Source organism: Peribacillus sp. NPDC060253, assembly GCF_042727425.1.
In the GTDB taxonomy this organism is placed as follows: domain Bacteria; phylum Bacillota; class Bacilli; order Bacillales; family DSM-1321; genus Peribacillus.
Window position 1 is genome coordinate 1 of the sequence record NZ_JBHXAS010000101.1, and the last position, 16,774, is coordinate 16,774.

The 16,774-nt window shown below is 39.5% G+C and carries 13 protein-coding genes; 12 read left to right on the forward strand and 1 reads right to left on the reverse strand.

What is annotated here, in order from left to right; all coding sequences use genetic code 11:
- Nucleotides 1-75 precede the first annotated feature (75 nt).
- The 10 genes from ACFWE9_RS20635 (at nt 76) to ACFWE9_RS20680 (ending at nt 11,240) form a co-directional block, all read left to right on the forward strand.
- The gene (locus ACFWE9_RS20635) at nt 76-1,101 is read left to right on the forward strand and encodes a LacI family DNA-binding transcriptional regulator (protein ID WP_377358508.1); all 1,026 of its coding nucleotides are present in this window, start codon (nt 76-78) and stop codon (nt 1,099-1,101) included.
- A gap of 252 nt (nt 1,102-1,353) precedes the next feature.
- On the forward strand, nt 1,354-2,133 hold the full coding sequence (locus ACFWE9_RS20640) for an SDR family NAD(P)-dependent oxidoreductase (RefSeq protein WP_377358510.1): 780 nt from the start codon (nt 1,354-1,356) through the stop codon (nt 2,131-2,133).
- A gap of 36 nt (nt 2,134-2,169) precedes the next feature.
- Nucleotides 2,170-3,366, forward strand: coding sequence for an iron-containing alcohol dehydrogenase (locus ACFWE9_RS20645; RefSeq protein ID WP_377358512.1), 1,197 nt, complete (start codon nt 2,170-2,172; stop codon nt 3,364-3,366).
- Between the two features lie 4 nt (nt 3,367-3,370).
- A complete protein-coding gene (locus ACFWE9_RS20650; RefSeq protein WP_377358530.1) occupies nt 3,371-4,804 on the forward strand; it encodes an aldehyde dehydrogenase family protein in 1,434 nt (477 codons plus the stop codon).
- A gap of 61 nt (nt 4,805-4,865) precedes the next feature.
- The gene (locus tag ACFWE9_RS20655) at nt 4,866-5,489 is read left to right on the forward strand and encodes a cupin domain-containing protein (RefSeq protein WP_377358514.1); all 624 of its coding nucleotides are present in this window, start codon (nt 4,866-4,868) and stop codon (nt 5,487-5,489) included.
- Between the two features lie 2 nt (nt 5,490-5,491).
- Nucleotides 5,492-6,187: an alpha/beta fold hydrolase gene (locus ACFWE9_RS20660; RefSeq protein WP_377358516.1), complete on the forward strand. Its 696-nt coding sequence runs from the start codon at nt 5,492-5,494 to the stop codon at nt 6,185-6,187.
- Nucleotides 6,188-6,278: 91 nt separating this feature from the next.
- Nucleotides 6,279-7,055 (forward strand): HpcH/HpaI aldolase family protein, encoded by a 777-nt coding sequence (locus ACFWE9_RS20665; protein WP_377358518.1) that lies wholly within the window; start codon nt 6,279-6,281, stop codon nt 7,053-7,055.
- Nucleotides 7,056-7,217: 162 nt separating this feature from the next.
- On the forward strand, nt 7,218-8,459 hold the full coding sequence (locus ACFWE9_RS20670) for an ester cyclase (RefSeq protein ID WP_377358519.1): 1,242 nt from the start codon (nt 7,218-7,220) through the stop codon (nt 8,457-8,459).
- A 64-nt stretch (nt 8,460-8,523) separates the two neighbouring features.
- Nucleotides 8,524-9,777, forward strand: coding sequence for a histidinol dehydrogenase (hisD, locus tag ACFWE9_RS20675; protein ID WP_377358521.1), 1,254 nt, complete (start codon nt 8,524-8,526; stop codon nt 9,775-9,777).
- Between the two features lie 239 nt (nt 9,778-10,016).
- Entirely contained in the window at nt 10,017-11,240 is a 1,224-nt protein-coding gene (locus ACFWE9_RS20680) for an MFS transporter (protein WP_377358523.1), read from the forward strand.
- 500 nt (nt 11,241-11,740) lie between these two features.
- Here the strand turns inward: ACFWE9_RS20680 and ACFWE9_RS20685 are convergent, their stop codons facing one another.
- Nucleotides 11,741-13,477 (reverse strand): methyl-accepting chemotaxis protein, encoded by a 1,737-nt coding sequence (locus tag ACFWE9_RS20685; RefSeq protein ID WP_377358525.1) that lies wholly within the window; start codon nt 13,475-13,477, stop codon nt 11,741-11,743.
- A gap of 585 nt (nt 13,478-14,062) precedes the next feature.
- Between ACFWE9_RS20685 and ACFWE9_RS20690 the strand changes: the two genes are divergently transcribed.
- Nucleotides 14,063-15,073: an ROK family protein gene (locus ACFWE9_RS20690; protein ID WP_377358527.1), complete on the forward strand. Its 1,011-nt coding sequence runs from the start codon at nt 14,063-14,065 to the stop codon at nt 15,071-15,073.
- A gap of 21 nt (nt 15,074-15,094) precedes the next feature.
- Nucleotides 15,095-16,306 (forward strand): MFS transporter, encoded by a 1,212-nt coding sequence (locus ACFWE9_RS20695; protein ID WP_377358528.1) that lies wholly within the window; start codon nt 15,095-15,097, stop codon nt 16,304-16,306.
- Nucleotides 16,307-16,774: the final 468 nt, after the last annotated feature.

The following is a 16,774-nucleotide window of genomic DNA, read 5'->3' on the forward strand; positions in this document are numbered from 1 at the left end:
GGTATAAATTATATAAAAAAGTTAATTTAGTTTTTTAGGATAACAATTTCTATATAGAGAAAGGAATAATGAAGTATGAAAAGAATAACAACAGAAGATGTAGCAAAAATAGCCGGTGTTTCACAGTCTACAGTCTCTAGGGTTTTAAATGATTATCCATATATGAAGAAAAGTACGCGTGATAAGGTTCTTGCTGTCATAAATGAGTTGGGATTCACAAGGGACGAAATTGCCAGAAGTCTTGTTGAAAAAAGAACCAAGTCAATAGGTTTAATAATAGGGAGCATTTCAAATCCATTCTTTGCCGAAACTGCGGAAGCCATCATAGAAAGGGCCCAGGAATTAAAATATGATGTAATCATATACAATACTGGACATAAAGATGAAAACTTGGAGCAGGCCATAAATTTATTGATAGGTAAACGCGTGGAGGGAATCATCTTAACAAGTGTTAGTAAAAACTATACTGAAAAAATCAAAAAACTACATGATAACGGATTTCCAGTATTATTATATAATAGTTTCCTGGACATCAAAGATGTTAACTTTATCGTAATGGATAATAATAAAGGGGCAAGGCTTGCTGTTCAACACTTATTAAAATTAGGACATAAAAAAATAGCGAAAATATCTGGTCCTTCCAAGTACTTAGCGACTTATGAGCGTACCATAGGTTATAAACAAGAGCTGACGGAGAACGGATATGAAATTGATGAGGATTTAATATTCAATAGTGAATTTTCCTATGACCGGATTTATTCATTTACAAAAAAATTACTGAAAAAAAATGACAGACCCACTGCAATTCTTGCTGCATCAGATCAAATGGCACTCGCAGTTTTGGATGCAGCATCAAGCCTAAACCTGAAAGTCCCCGATGATTTGTCTGTTGTTGGGTTTGATAATATTAGGATGGCTGCCAATGAATTTATTGGATTAACGACTATATCCCAACAAATGGAAGAAATGTCGCTAACTGCTATAGAAAAACTAATTTATCTAATAGAAAATAAGGATGCCTCATCTTCATCCATTCAAGTTTTCCTTAAGCCTGAACTAATTGTTCGTAAAACAACAGGACCAGCTCCAATACGAACTTAAGGGTAATAAGACCGGTTTTGGATTGGACCTTATACTTTCCTTTACATTCCTAAAAAAGAAATCGGTCATTTTTCTATGATTACAAATAGACATTTTATATTCAAAAAATTAATTTTACTATTTACAAAAGTCAGATAATTGTTTATATTTTTATTTGTAAGCGGGTAAAGATACCTGATATTCGATTTTGAATACGTATTCAAAATCGAATGCTTAATCCGGTATTCAAAAAATCTCCTCAAAGAGGTAAAGATGGGTGATGGGTTGGAAGTAAATCAATTATTTAATTTAAGCGGCAAAGTGGCAATCATTACAGGTGCAAGCAAAGGCATTGGTAAAGATTTGGCCAAATTACTTGCACAAGCTGGGGCTAATATTGCCTTGGTCGCACGTAATAAGGAGCAACTCGAAGAAGCTGCACATGAAATTGGACAAACAGGTGTAAATGTATTACCCGTTTCTTTTGATTTAACAAAGGTAGAAGAAACAGCTAACGTAATGGAAGGAATATACAAACATTTCGGCAAGATTGATATTTTAATAAATAACGCCGGAGTCAACGTGGCAAAACCAGCCGAAGAGTTGACCTCCCAAGATTGGGATAAAGTACTGGACATTAATTTGAAAAGTGCCTTTTTTACGAGCCAAGCTGCAGGAACGTATATGATCAACCAGAAAAAAGGAAAAATCATAAATATGTCTTCGCAGATGGCATTTGTTGGTTATTACAAACGGGCTGCATACTCCTCCAGCAAAGGCGGACTTACACAGCTTACGAAGGCGCTTGCAATTGAGTGGGCGCCGCATCAAATCAATGTCAATGCCATAGCTCCAACCTTTATTGAGACACCGATGACCAAGCCGATGTTTGAAGATGAAACCTTTAAACATGAAATATTAAGTAGAATTCCACTCGGCAGACTTGCTAAAACGGAGGACTTATTTGGCGGTGTGTTATATCTAGCATCACCATGTTCCGATATGATGACAGGTCAAACATTAGTAGTAGATGGAGGTTGGACTGTCTGGTGATTTTTTTGAATACGTATTCAAAGGAGGGTGAATAATGTGTCAGTTGATCAAAAGATAAATTATATGAACCATGATTTTAGAATGCCAACCGTTTTCCGAGTAGGTGTTGGTACCTTTGAAACTTTAGTGAATGAAATAGAAACTCTAAAAGCAAAAAAGGTTGCCGTTGTAAGTGACAAAGGACTAGAACAAGTTGGTGTTGTTCAAAAAGTGATTGATCTTATTGAACCACTTTCTGTACCAACAGTCACATATACAAATATTGCGGGAGAGCCTACATTTCAACTATTGCAAGAAGCTGTTCAAACACTTGAAGTTGAGAAATGTGATTTAATCATCGGAATCGGTGGGGGAAGTGCGCTGGATGTAGCAAAAGCAACGGCTGCTTTATGTGGTAAAGATGATCTGCACCCGTATTTAAGTGGTGCGAAAACGATTGAAACCCGGACGGTAAAATGTATCCTTTTACCGACAACATCTGGAACCGGTTCTGAAGTTACGATGAATGCTATCTTTGGGGATGAAGAACAACAAGTAAAAAGAGGGCTTGTAAGCCCAGCCTTTCTGCCAGATGTAGCAATCATTGATCCAGAGTTGACCATTTCCTGCCCGCCACGGGTAACAGCTGCATCAGGGGTGGACGCCTTTACACATGCTATTGAATCTTATATTGCCATCAAGGCAACGCCACTTACTAAGGTTTACTCAGAAAAAGCAATGAAACTATTTACTTCTAACATTACAAGGGCAGTCCATAACGGAGGTGATTTAGAAGCACGAATCGGAATGAGCTGGGTAAGCTCATTAGCGGGTGTCGCCCTTGCAAATGCTGGAGTTGGAGCGGTTCATGCACTTGCATATCCACTAGGCGGTAAATTCCATATTGAACATGGAGTCTCTAATGCCCTATTAATGCCATTTGTTTTCGAAGTAATTGGAAAAACATGTACCGAAGAAATGATTGATGTAGCGTCCTTTTTACAGCTTGGTGATTTCAAGTCACAACCACACGAAGCATTAAAAGCCGTTGTTGATTATATGTATCAGCTTCTAGGCGATCTTGATTTACCTATATCGCTATCAGAACTTGGGATTGAAGAGGAATCATTACCGATGCTAGCGGAACAAGCTGTAAAAATTGATCGCTTGCTGTCGAACACTCCCTATAAGTTAAGTGAACAAAAGATTCTAGGAATCTATCAAAGCGCCTTTAAAGGAAGGGGGGGAAATTAATTTGATTACAACAAGTTCTCATAAAAAGAAGTTGTTCATAGGTGGCGAGTGGGAGGATGGGAATGATCATTACAATCTACTATCTCCCTATTCCGGAAAAGTGATTGCGCAAGTGCCATTGGCAGAAAAGGAAACGGTTTTAAAAGCTATAGAATGTGCTGAACAAGGTGCAAAAGAAATGAAGAAGTTAACTGCGCTAGAGCGATCTAATATTTTAGAACGTGCAGCAGGGATATTTCAGGAAAGACTTGAGGAATGCGCGTTAATCCTTGCACGGGAGAATGCTAAGCCCTTAAAGGCGGCAAGAGGGGAAATATTACGCACGATTGAAACGTATAAGTTTGCAGCAGAGGAAGCAAAACGAATTCATGGTGAAACGATTCCGATGGATGCCGCTAAAAATGGGAAAGGTCGTTTTGCTTATACGAAGCGTGAACCGCTTGGCGTTATTGCTGCAATCACACCATTTAATTTTCCGTTTAATCTAGCTGCGCATAAGCTAGGCCCTGCATTTGCTGCAGGTAATGCAGTCATTTTAAAACCTGCTTCTCAAACACCGCTTAGTGCGATCACTGCCGCAGAAATTTTCGAAGAGGCAGGCTTACCTAAAGGCGCTCTAAATATTATCACTGGTAAAGGTAGTGTCGTAGGGGATGTTTTAATCACTGATTCCAGGATTAAAATGGTTACGTTTACAGGGAGTGTTGAAGTCGGTTTAGGGATTAAAGAAAAAGCAGGTTTGAAAAAGGTGACATTGGAGCTTGGTTCAAATTCGGCTGTCATCATTGACAGTGCTAATGACCTGGAAGCCGTTGCACTCCGTTGTGTGGAAGGTTCCTTTGCTTATTCAGGTCAGGTTTGTATCTCTATCCAACGAATTTTTGTCCAAGAAGATTTATTTGATGAATTCGTACAAAAGTTCGTAGAAAAGACGAAGCAACTTAAAATTGGGGATCCAGAATCTGAAGATACAGACCTATCCGCATTGATCCATATAAAAGAAGCAAAACGTGTGGAAGAATGGATTAAAGCAGCTAGAGGGGCCGGAACTGAAATCGCTTACGGCGGGGCTCGTACAGGAGCAGTTCTTCATCCAACCATCATCAAAAATGCAGAATCAACACAGGCATTGAGCTGCCAAGAAGCATTTGCCCCTATCGTTTCAGTTAATTCCTATAAAACATGGGATGAAGCCATAGATCTTGTGAATGATTCTTTATACGGCCTTCAAGCAGGGGTCTATACGACTTCCATGCCAAAAGCTTTTGACGCCGTTGAACGGCTTGAAGTAGGCGGTGTCATAGTCAATGATATCCCATCCTTCAGGGTTGACCAAATGCCATATGGCGGAGTGAAAAACAGCGGGACTGGCAGAGAAGGAGTTAAATATTCAGTTGAGGAAATGACAGAATTAAAGCTAGCCGTCTTTACCCTCTAAATAGAAGAAGCATAAATAAATGAATGTAAAACACATACCAAACATGGAAGGGGAAATTAAAATGACAGTACAAGAGCCAAAAGTAAAAAAAGCGGTAACGAATGAGGAAATGGAAAATAATTGGATCGTTCGTTTTGATGAAATGAAAGCAAAAGGAATCCCGTTAATGTTCATTGATAGTATCATTCCTGGGCATCAACGCATCAACTATACTTTAATAGGTGATACAGCAAGCGAAAATGATAATTTTACACCTGAAATTACGGAGCCGCATGGTTTTCAAATTGGAATGGTGAAAGCCCAGAAAGGAAACGGTCCTGCATACCATACGCATGATTACATTGAATCCTTCCTTCCTCTATCAGGAAAATGGCGTTTCTACTGGGGAAAGGGCCCAGATGAAATTGATGGCGAAACCATTATTGATCAATGGGACTTAATTTCATTACCACCAGGTTTATGGAGAGGCTTTGAAAACATCAGTGATGAGGATGCTTGGATCTTTGCCGTCCTTGAACAACATCAAGTATTTGATGGAAAAGACCCTTACTGGTCGCCAAAAGTGATAAAAGAGGCAGCTAAATATGGATTCCATGCCAATGAATTAGGAAAAATGATTAAACCGGGTAACTTTGTAAATCTTGAAAAGGAGATCGCCGATAAACTAAAAATGGGTGAAAAATAAGAATGGATAAAGTACCGCTTATTTTGCTTCCGGGTACGCTTTGTGATGAACGTCTATGGGAAAAGGTGAATCTATCAGATCATGCTGAAGTGAAAGTCTGTGATGTGTCGAGGGCAGATACTATAGAAGGAATCGCGAAATCGGTATTGGAAAACGCACCTGATAAGTTTGCACTGGCAGGCTTATCACTGGGTGGCATCATTTCTCTTGAGATCATGCGTCTTGCTCCAGATCGGGTCATGAAATTAGCATTGCTTGATACAAATCCCAATCCTCCTAGCCTGGAACAAATCGCAGGCTGGGAGAGGTTCATTGATATGGCAAATAACGGTCATTTTCTGGATATCACAATCCAGCATCTTCTACCTGTTTTAATTCATCCCGATCGTCGAAACGATGAAACATTAGCTTCAACGATCATCGATATGGCTAAAAAAATTGGAAACGAAGGGTATATCAATCAGTTAAAAGCAGTGATGACACGTTCAGATCAACGTCCCATCCTTCAAACCATTTCCTGTCCGACTATAGTTTTGGTAGGAAAGGAAGACAAGGTATGTCCTGTTCATATGTCTGAGTTTTTAACAAAAAACATTCCTTCAGCGAGACTTGAAGTCGTAGATCATTCAGGGCATTTGATTACGTTAGAACAGCCTGTAAAAGTAAGCCGTTTATTGAGAAATTGGTTGAAATCTTAATGTTTAGCCCATTGGGTGATCGATATTTCCAGTAACGTTCATGATCGGATTGAATGAGATATAGTCTTTAAGGAGAAAGAGAGGAAAGACGATGAAGAAGAATGCCATAAAGGAAAAAATAAAGCGTGGGGAACAAGTTCTTGGTGTATTTTTAGGAATAAATGCACCACCTTTAGTAGAAATGCTCGGTTATGCTGGCTTTGATTTTGTCGTGATTGATGATGAGCATGGTGCGTTCAGTACTTCAGAGCTCGAAAATATGATCCGCACGGCAGATTCTGTTGGGCTTGTCCCAATTGTTCGAGTTTCATATGACCCTTCTAGTATTCAAAAGGCTTTAGACCGAGGAGCAAGTGGTGTACAAGTACCAATGATCAATACGAAAGAAGAGGCTCTTGACGTAGTGAATCGGGCTAAATTCCCTCCATATGGAAATAGAGGGGTGTCATATTCTACTAGACCTGCCCATTACGGAAAAAATAGTGGAAAACCATATTTAGATGAGAGTAATGAAAATGTTATGATAATTGTGCATATTGAAACTCCTGAGGCAGCTAACAATTTTGAGGCCATTGCAACTGTTCCTGGAATTGATTTAGCATTCATCGGTTCCACAGACCTCTCCGTGAACATGGGACATCAACTTGAAGGGGCAGGTCATCCTGAAGTGCAAAAGGTCATAAATGACCTGTTTAATAAAGGGGAAAAGCTGGGTATGCCAATCGGTACCGTTGCTGGAAATAGCGATTCCACCAATAGCGCATTTGACAAAGGCGCCAAATATGTTGGGGTCATATTAAATAATGTGCTTACTTCTGCATTAAGTGACGTAGTCTCATCAAGAAATGCGGCTCAATCATTTCAATGATTTTCTAAAGATGTCCAATAGAATGGTATATTGCAGAACCACAGGGGAATTCTTACTAAAGGCCAAATCTATTATTTTAAGGGTCAACTTTGAAATAAGCGGCTTTTAAATAGAGAGTTTATAATCAAAAAAAAAATTCTGTACGAAAAAGGGATGGGTATAATGGTAGAAAAAAAGCTGGATTCAATCGATGTTACTTCAAGTGGAAACAAAGTAGATTCAAAAAAAGTAAATCAGACTGTCAAGAAATCAGCAAACTTCATCTTCTATGCTGACGCTGATGACGTTAATATGCTAGATACAAAAGATGATTATGACTATATGAATATAGAAGAAACGAAACAAAAGAAACAGAGGATGAACGGTTTTAACCCAGAATACAATAACATCGTTGATTATATTGTAAAAATCACACGTCAAATCTGGAAGGAGAAAGACATCGGACTTATTTACGATACGTATAGCACCAGTATTTCAGTTCATAAAGGGTTGATAAATAGTCATGGAATTAACGAAGTCATTTCAGGTACGCTGCAAACATTGCATGCTTTTCCGGATCGGAAAGGACTGGGATGGAGTGTAATCTGGTCAGGTGATGATGAAGCAGGATTTTTCACTTCACATCGAGGACGTTCTGTCGCAACGAACCTAGGCGATAGTTTATACGGTCCTGCCACTGGAAAGAAAGTGATGTTCAGAACAAGCGCTGATTGTATGATTTTAAATAATAAGATTTACGAAGAATGGCTTGTGATGGATACCTATCATCTTGTTCAGCAACTTGGATTGGATCCGGTCGAGTTTGCTAAAAAAATGGCTAAAAGTACGCAAAAGCTTGCTCCGGCTATCCAGTTTGGATTTAAAGAGACAGCTGAAATGGGGCTACCTCCAAAACTATTCACCCCATCTTCTGATGAGTTCGAGATAGGGGAGTTCATGCAGCTTGTATTCAATCGAATTTGGGCTCGGCGCTCATTTAATTTTGTCCGAGAATATTATGAAGAAAATGCGGTCGTACATTATGTCTGTAACAAGGATGTAATCGGCGTAAGTGAAATTCAAGGAATGTTCATGAGCCTTTTTGCCTCCGTACCGAATGGGAAAGTGATTCTTGAAAGGGTAACTTGTAATAGACGCGGATCTGACAGTGATTGGGATGTAGCGGTACGCTGGAGGATACAAGGAGTGCACGAAGGAACAGGATACTTCGGAGCCCCTAGCGGAAAAGCCATTGATATTGCTGGAATCAGCCACTATAAAATCCGTAATGAAAAAATTTCGGAGGAATGGTTATTGTTTGATGGGATGGAAGTGTTGCGTCAAATTTATTTACCTGATGAATTCGAATCACAACAAGATGGTGAATCCACAATGGATGATGGGAATTTTACCGGCGTATCATGATTGACCAGTTGACGGCTGTGCTGCAGCCGTCTCTTCACTAAAAAATGATTAGGGGGAAAATAGGATGGAATATATGAAGAAAGCGGATGTATTTGAACAGACCTCTTCACAAGAAGTAGAACAAACCGTGAAGTCGATTATTGAAAATGTAAAAGCAGGCGGGGATGATGCCGTACGGGAATATGAGAAAAAATTCGGTGATTCCGATCGTCCGGTCCGGGTTAGTGAAGAGGAAATCGAGCGTTGTATCAGGACTCTTCCTGAAGAGGTAAAAGTGCTGATTGACCGAGTCGTGGAAAGAGTATCCGAATTTGCTAAAGCACAGTTGAGCTGCCTGACTCCATTCGAAAAGGATTTTGGCGAGGGGATTAGGATGGGTCATAGAATCGTACCGATCGAAAAGGTGGGGGCTTATGTTCCAGGTGGGAGATTCCCGTTATTATCATCAGGACCCATGGTCGTTGCCCCAGCAAAGGTAGCAGGAGCAAAAAGAATCGTTGCAGCAAGCCCGGCCAATTATGAAGGCGGCATCCATCCGGCAGTTTTATATGGCTTGCTCCGCTCCGGTGCTACAGACATTTTTGCAATTGGCGGGGCGCAGGCAATTGCCGCCATGGCATATGGAACCGAATCCATCCCAGAAGTGGATATCATCGCTGGACCAGGAAACCGGTTTGTAGCAGAAGCAAAACGTCAAGTGTTCGGCAAAGTGGGCATAGATCTCATTGCTGGGCCTAGTGAAGTGATGGTTTTTGCTGATGATTCGGCGTCACCTACGAAAATAGCGGCCGATTTACTTGCCCAGGCTGAACACGATCCGTACGCACGGGCCATTCTTGTCACAACGTCCCGAGCGGTTGCGGAAGAAACTGAAAAAGAAATCGAAGGCTTTTTGAAAACTTTCTCACCATCTTCCCCTGCACACGAATCATGGGGAAAAAGAGGGGAAATCATCCATGCCGATTCATTACAAGAAGGACTGGATATTTGCAATGATTATGCCATTGAGCATCTACATTTGCATATCAAAAATAGCCGTGAATTGATGGATAAACTAAATAACTATGGATCATTATTCCTTGATGAAGGCAGCTCCGTCGTCTTCTCTGACAAAGTCTCTGGAACGAACCATACATTGCCGACACAAAAGGCAGCAAGATATACCGGGGGACTTTGGGCAGGAAGTTATGTGAAAGTTATGACACATCAGGAAATCACAGGTCAAGGCATTCATTTCCTGGCATCCCATGCGGAAGATCAATCAGAAATTGAAGGCCTGGAAGGCCATAAATTATCGGCAACTGTCAGGATGACATGAGTGTGCTCTAAATGATAGGAATTGCTGAAAACGCATTCAATTAAGGACAGGCAATCTGGTGCAGCTGCTAGGAAGAAACGGATAATCCCATCCTGCCTGAAATTGGTATCAGGTGGATGGGCTGTATCTGCAGATAGATTTTAACCCTGGAAAATATATGACAATATGTGTAAATATTAATAGCATCGCCTTTCTGTACTAGAGGACACGAAAGGAAGGGGAATGAAAGGGTGGAATATATGAACAAAACTAATAAATTTAATAATCGAAAAGAAACCATCTTATTCTTTATCATTAGCTTGTTGTTCTTTGTCACCATTACGGCATTTGATCCATTTATCTCCTCTTATGCTAAAGATCTGGGGTTCGATTCTGTTATTATAGGCAGTATAATCGGAATTTCAGGAATTGTGGCCTTATTGACACGACTTCCGATAGGCGTATTTTCGGATATGCTGCATAAACGAAGATTGTTTATCCAAATGGGGTTGCTGATAACCATTGTAATGTGGACGCTAGCCTTTTTCATACCAAATGCAACAACATTGTACCTTGGGAAAATTTCGGACGGTTTAACTGGTTCCACCTGGGTTATTTACAATGTTATGTTCGCCTCTTATTTTGGTGTGAAGGAAGCTGCAAAAGCGGTGGCGATATTGGGTGTTGCATCGCCTGTAGGCTCCATACTAGGGACAACCATCGGTGCAGTAGTGGCCAATAGTTATGGTTATCGGTATAGCTTTTTAGTAGCGGTGGCCGCCGCCATACTTGCGCTGGTTTTAACATTTTTCACAAAAGATCTAAGTATTAAAGGGGTAAAAGTAAAATACGATAAGAAAATTCTTGTCGAGCAAATCACAGATAAAAAAATCTGGGTCATTTCTGTTCTGGCAACGATTGCTTTGATGGTCACCATTGGGACAAGGGATACGTTCACACCTTTAGTTGCAACTGACCTTGGAGCAAATCCACTATTGATTGGCATGCTGGCAAACACTCACCTGATTATATATGGTTTAGCCGCTGGATTATGTGGTGCCCTTTTTTATAAAAAAATCGGTTTAATGAATACGGCGATTTTGGGAGCGGCTATACAAGGGGTCATAATCATATTGATTCCTTATGCTGAAAATTTAACGATGCTTTTTCTATTACAGGCATTTCAAGGTTTCGGTTACGGGTTAATCTTTACGGTCGTCACTTCCTGGGCTGTTGAAAATATACCAGAGATTAAACAATCCACGAGAATGGGCTTGTTCCAAAGTTTATATTCTGCTGGAATGTTTTTGGGACCAGTACTTATTGGAATTATCATTGAAACGTTTTCAATATCAACAGGGTTTTTAATTATGGGTATTTTGTCAATTGCGTCTATTGCGATTATAAAAACGGTTAAACCTGCAAAAAGAAATACATCTAATGAAGAAAGTATGAATAAGGATATAATCATGGAGAGTAATTAACCTAGTTTTCTCAATTTCCAAAAATAATTTAAATAAGTAGAATGTAAAAGCTACCTAGCAACCACAAGGTAGTTTTTTCGTTTCCAGAGGATGGATAATCGAATAACATTAGGGTGTGGAGTTAAATGGAATACTCAATAGTGTTTGAATTAATATTTTTGATTGGTTAATGATTTTAATTATTAACCCGCCAAATGAAAATACCAAACAAACATATACGGCCTTACTTTATTTGGATTTTCTCCAAATAAAACGTAAAATCCAAGTTTATCATAGGTCGCTATTGTTGAGAACGGACAGCTTTCAACAATCAAGTTGCAGACCATTGTATCGTCATTTTGTTTCCCGATTCAGTAAGGAAACTTTAAACCTATTCTTGCAGGTGAGTGCGGTAAAGATGGGTACTGTCTTCCCGTAACCCTTGAGAAGATAGAAAAGGGATTCTGCTAGACTAGCAAAATCCCTTTTTGGGTGTTGTAGAAGAGTAGTGGATTAAGGTTTTACGCTTTAAACTGTACAACAGATTTTTCTAGGTCATTAGCGAGCTTTACCATCGATGAGGTTGAGAATGAGATGTCCTCCATGGATGTTGCTTGTTGATCGGTTGAACGTGCCACTTGCTTTGATACCTCAGCTGTTTCCTTTGTTAAACCAGCAAAATCCTCTATCGAAGCATGGATTTCCTGCGAACCTGCAGCCATTTGCTCAGTAATGGCAGATATTTCTTGAATCTGATCACTAACATGCTCATAAGATTTTATGGTCTGTTTAAAAGTTTCTCTAGTATTCAGGACAACCTTTGTCCCTTCTTCAACCTCTTTCGTTCCGGTTTCCATCATTGTCACTGATTTATTTATGATGGATTTAAAATGAAGCAGGGATTCTTGTATATTGATAGCTGATTCCTTAGTACCCACTGCTAATTTTCGTACCTCATTCGATACGACCGCAAAACCTTTGCCGTGTTCACCAGCTCTAGCACTTTCAATGGCCGCATTTAGTGCTAGCAGGTTTGTTTGCTCTGCTATTCCTGTAATTAAATGTACGATACTCACGATCTCGTTTGCTTTCTCGTCTAGTTTTTTTATTTCTGAACTAGTTTGCAGCATCACATCTTTTACTTGTAAGATTTGATTGGAGAGTTCATTTAAATCTTTATTTCCAGTGGACATTTGAATAGAAACATGATTTGTTTGTTCGCTGACTTCCGACGAAGCTTCGGCGATTTTTTGTATCCCTAGGGTCATTTCCTCTATGACTCTAGATGATTCTTCACTTCTGTGCAATTGTACTTCTGTAGCTCCTGCAACTTGTTGAATGCCTTTAACGATATATTGTGTGGAAGTGTCCATTTCTTTGATTTTGTGTTCGATATCACTTGATGCTTCCAAAAGCTGTAGTGATGAGCTTTTCATGGAGTTAACCATCATAATTGTATTGGTAATCATTTCTTCGAATGATTTCACTAAAACTTTGATTTCGTCGTTTCCATTTACCCTTGTATTGCTAATCAGTATATTGGCTGTTATTAAATCCCCATTTGCGACTTCCTTTGCAGCCATGCTGACTTTGTGAAGGGGTCTTAACTTTCTAGTCAAGAACCATATTAAAGCGCCCACCACGATTGCCATTAAGATTACATTGATAATGATTGTTAGAGGAAGGATGCCGCTCAGAACCTTGCTGGCTGTAGAATCCACTTTGCTTGCATCAATATCTACACCTAATATTCCAATGACCTCATTCCCCTTTTTTATTGGAACAAAAACGGATAAATAGTCACCACCTTCAGGATCATGAACTATGGAAGTGGTAGAAACCTTTCCCTTCATAACGCTTTTTACATCCAGATAAGTAGTTGCTGTTGTAGGAGTTAAAATGGGAGATGCTTTTTTATCTGCCTTACTCATTCCATCTATAAGAATATGAACCTTTTCGCTTTTATCGTTAATCCCTAATGTATATACATATAACGCTCCAGTTTTTTGTTTATAATCGTTTAACTGTTCACGTATTTCCCAATATGTTGTTGTTTCAGATTGATTACTTAAAAACTCGGCATAAGATGTTGGGTTTATTCCTTGAGCGATGTTGTTTGCTAAGTCTAAGCTGCTCATAGCTATTGTTTTCTCAACCGTATCATTTGTACTCTTATACATTAAAAGTAAACTTCCAATCAATGTAACGATCATGCCTGTTAAAAGAACGAAACCTATTTTCGTACTTAGTCTATTCATCTTTGTTACTCCTTCTCGAAGTGATAAGTTATCCAGCTTGTTGTATATATCGGAAACAATTAAATAGATTTAAAGAGATCTAACTAAAACATTCGCGTTTTTTTCCTCTCGGTTGAAAGTAAATTATATTGGGTGGTACTATCAGTATCCAGAAGATCCCTGGTAACACATGAGGGAAAATTTGAGGTAGGTTAGGTCAAATTCGATAAGCTCTGTAAATGTTATGGACAAATAATAAATCGCCAAAAATGTATTTTCTTTGGAACCTATATAAATAGTAACTTCAGGAACTACTTTCAACCCCTTCATTAAGGGCAGTCAAGTCGAAATCATCATCAATAATGTGAAGGAGAAAAATTTTGACAACGAAAACCCATGTTGATATGGTGGTTTTACTTATTAAACCAATTTAATAAGTTAAGATAATAAGTGTGGGATGTGGAATATGACAACAATATAAGAAAAAATGATAAAAGGTGGGTTTAGACAATGCGGTTAATCGTCTCTGTTAGATTGATGAAACATGCAAGGAATTAGAGTACATACATATACTTATTAAACAATTTAATTAAGTGGGTGATCTACATGGATGAGCAATTGTATACCCCTAAAAACTTGAGGATACGGATACTTCACGGAATTCGATTAACTCTAATAAAGCTGGGGAGTGCTACTAAGGTTGAACTTAGCCAGAAGTTAGACATCAGTTTTCCCACTGTCAGCAAAATGATTGTCCAAATGGAGAAGAGCGGGGAGGTACTTGTTGTCGGTTTGGATAAATCCAGTGGAGGCAGGCGAGCACATCGTTATGCATATAACCCCGAGCATATGCTAGGAATGTCTATTTTATTGGAAAAGGAAGAAACAGCCTGTACGATATTTAATTGTTTCGGTGAAGTTAAGGAACAAGGAGTGCATAAAAGTATTATCCATGACGATCTGGACTCCTTAAAGAGATTGATTGGGGATACTCTTGCACAATTTCCGGAAATTTGCGCAATAGCAATCGGTGTACCTGGTTCCGTTGAAAATGGGCGAATTATCTATATTCCTGGTTATGAGAAGTTTCTTAATCTAGACTTACAAAGTTGCCTAGAAGAAACATTCACCATCCCAGTAGTATTGGAGAATGATATGAATGCGGCCATTCTTGGGTATCATAACCGGACTGAAAAATTCCAAGAAAAACAATCGATCGTTTATATTTACTTAGGACATAATGGACCGGGAGCCGGTTTGCTGATTAATGGTGATGTTGTTCGGGGAAGCTCCTTTTTTACAGGTGAGATTTCTTTCGTTCCATTGTATGATGATCTTAATTTTCTTCAGGCAGTGAAACAGGAAAAGGAATCAAAAAAGGGCGAGAGCATTGAGTCTCTCAGTCGATTAATCGCGTCAATGACAGCAATCATCAACCCTCATGCGGTTATTTTCAGTAAGGCAGAAGTCAGTGTGGAAATGCTTAATCGGCTAAAAAAAGAAAGCGCAAAATACGTACCAATGAAGCATCTCCCTAACTTTGCATTAAGTGAATGGCGGGAAGATTATCTTCATGGGCTGCAGCATCTTGCGCTCGAGCAAATGCTAAGTTTATAGAAAGAAAGTGAGGGGAAATTCTTGGCTACTCTCTTATTAATTATGATCTATTTGGCATTTATTAGCCTTGGAATACCGGATTCTTTATTGGGTGTTGCATGGCCGGTTATGCAGTCGGATTTTGGGCAGCCACTGGAGACTGCCGGTTTTCTTTATATGATCATCGCTGCAGGTACAATCCTCTCGAGCTTAGCTAGCGGGTGGCTTAATGACCGTATGGGGACCGGGAAAGTCACATTAATTAGTGTAATCCTTACGGCTGCAGCCTTGTTAGGCTTTTCCTATGCCCCCTCCCTCTATTGGCTTATCATATGTGCGGTGCCGTTAGGGCTTGGTGCTGGGGCTATCGATGCCGCATTGAATAACTATGTCGCGCTCCATTATAAATCTCATCATATGAGCTGGCTTCATTGTTTTTGGGGTGTGGGAGCTAGTATAGGGCCAATCATGATATCTTACTTTATAGCAAATAAAGGTTCATGGAGAGATGGTTATTTTACCATTGCTTTTCTCCAATTAGGCTTAGCCTGCTTGCTTTTATTGACTCTTCCTTTATGGTCCAAAGTTTCAAGAAAAAAACAAATGGAGGCTGAAGCAGGGCGTATAGAGCCTTTGCCGGATGAGCGAGCTTATGGGGTGAAACCGTTAAAAATTAAAGGTGTCAAATTTGCATTGCTTTCATTCTTCTTTTATTGCGGAGTCGAATCAACACTGGGACTTTGGGGAAGCAGTTATCTTGTTGGTAGCAAGGGTATTTCCGCAGCTGTGGCCGCGCAGTGGGTTTCTTTTTTTTATGGTGGAATTACACTAGGTCGGCTTATTACAGGGTTCATTACCTTTAAGGTCAGCAACGAGAAACTGATTCGATCGGGACAAATTACAGCGATAATTGGTATAGCGCTTTTTATTTTGCCATTACCGGTTGACATGTCACTAGCAGGCTTCATATTGGCTGGACTAGGCTTAGCCCCTATTTATCCATGCATGATTCATGAAACGCCAATTCGATTTGGAAAAAAGCATTCACAATCCATTATAGGTTATCAAATGGCTGTCGCTTACACGGGCACTACCTTTTTGCCGCCATTGCTCGGGGTATTGGCTTCGCATACGTCAATAGGCATATTCCCGTACTTTGCATTAGCTTACATGATTGCCATGCTTCTTGGTTCCGAAAAAGTGAATCGAATGATGAGAATCCGTCACAAAATTTCAATTGAAAAAGAACTCTAGGTTCTTGATTAAACTCCAGATGGAACATTACTACAGTAGAAACATCATATCTATTTTAATAGGTACAATCACATCAAAGGTTGACGAAATCAGTGGCTCCTGAACTTCCTGCCATAAACTAAAAACGGGGGTTCATTCTTTGCAGAACAGTAATTGTAGAGGGTGCTTTTGATTGAGAGGTGCACTCCTTCCTAGAAGGAGTAACACTTTGCACGGTTAGTGGCAAAGGGAACGCAATTAGGAATGAAGTGCCACGTAGATAAAAGCCAATTAGGCGCTCCATTTTCTTGGAGCGATTAATTGGCTTTTATGCATTAAAGTCACATAACCAAGCTATAGTCAAAATTTTAAAGGGAAAAAGAGTATTTCACATCATTCACTAGTCTCCTTTTTTGATTTTCATAAAGATATGACAAAATTTCACTTTATTAACCTTGACTTTGAAATATTTATTACATATTATATTCC

What these genes read in the sequence shown, in the direction of transcription:
- ACFWE9_RS20635 (WP_377358508.1), top strand. Translation starts at nt 76, where the DNA reads ATGAAAAGAATAACAACAGAAGATGTAGCAAAAATAGCCGGTGTTTCA.
- ACFWE9_RS20640 (WP_377358510.1), top strand. Translation starts at nt 1,354, where the DNA reads ATGGGTGATGGGTTGGAAGTAAATCAATTATTTAATTTAAGCGGCAAA.
- ACFWE9_RS20655 (WP_377358514.1), top strand. Translation starts at nt 4,866, where the DNA reads ATGACAGTACAAGAGCCAAAAGTAAAAAAAGCGGTAACGAATGAGGAA.
- ACFWE9_RS20660 (WP_377358516.1), top strand. Translation starts at nt 5,492, where the DNA reads ATGGATAAAGTACCGCTTATTTTGCTTCCGGGTACGCTTTGTGATGAA.
- ACFWE9_RS20665 (WP_377358518.1), top strand. Translation starts at nt 6,279, where the DNA reads ATGAAGAAGAATGCCATAAAGGAAAAAATAAAGCGTGGGGAACAAGTT.
- ACFWE9_RS20670 (WP_377358519.1), top strand. Translation starts at nt 7,218, where the DNA reads ATGGTAGAAAAAAAGCTGGATTCAATCGATGTTACTTCAAGTGGAAAC.
- hisD (WP_377358521.1), top strand. Translation starts at nt 8,524, where the DNA reads ATGGAATATATGAAGAAAGCGGATGTATTTGAACAGACCTCTTCACAA.
- ACFWE9_RS20680 (WP_377358523.1), top strand. Translation starts at nt 10,017, where the DNA reads ATGAACAAAACTAATAAATTTAATAATCGAAAAGAAACCATCTTATTC.
- ACFWE9_RS20685 (WP_377358525.1), bottom strand. Translation starts at nt 13,477, where the DNA reads ATGAATAGACTAAGTACGAAAATAGGTTTCGTTCTTTTAACAGGCATG.
- ACFWE9_RS20690 (WP_377358527.1), top strand. Translation starts at nt 14,063, where the DNA reads ATGGATGAGCAATTGTATACCCCTAAAAACTTGAGGATACGGATACTT.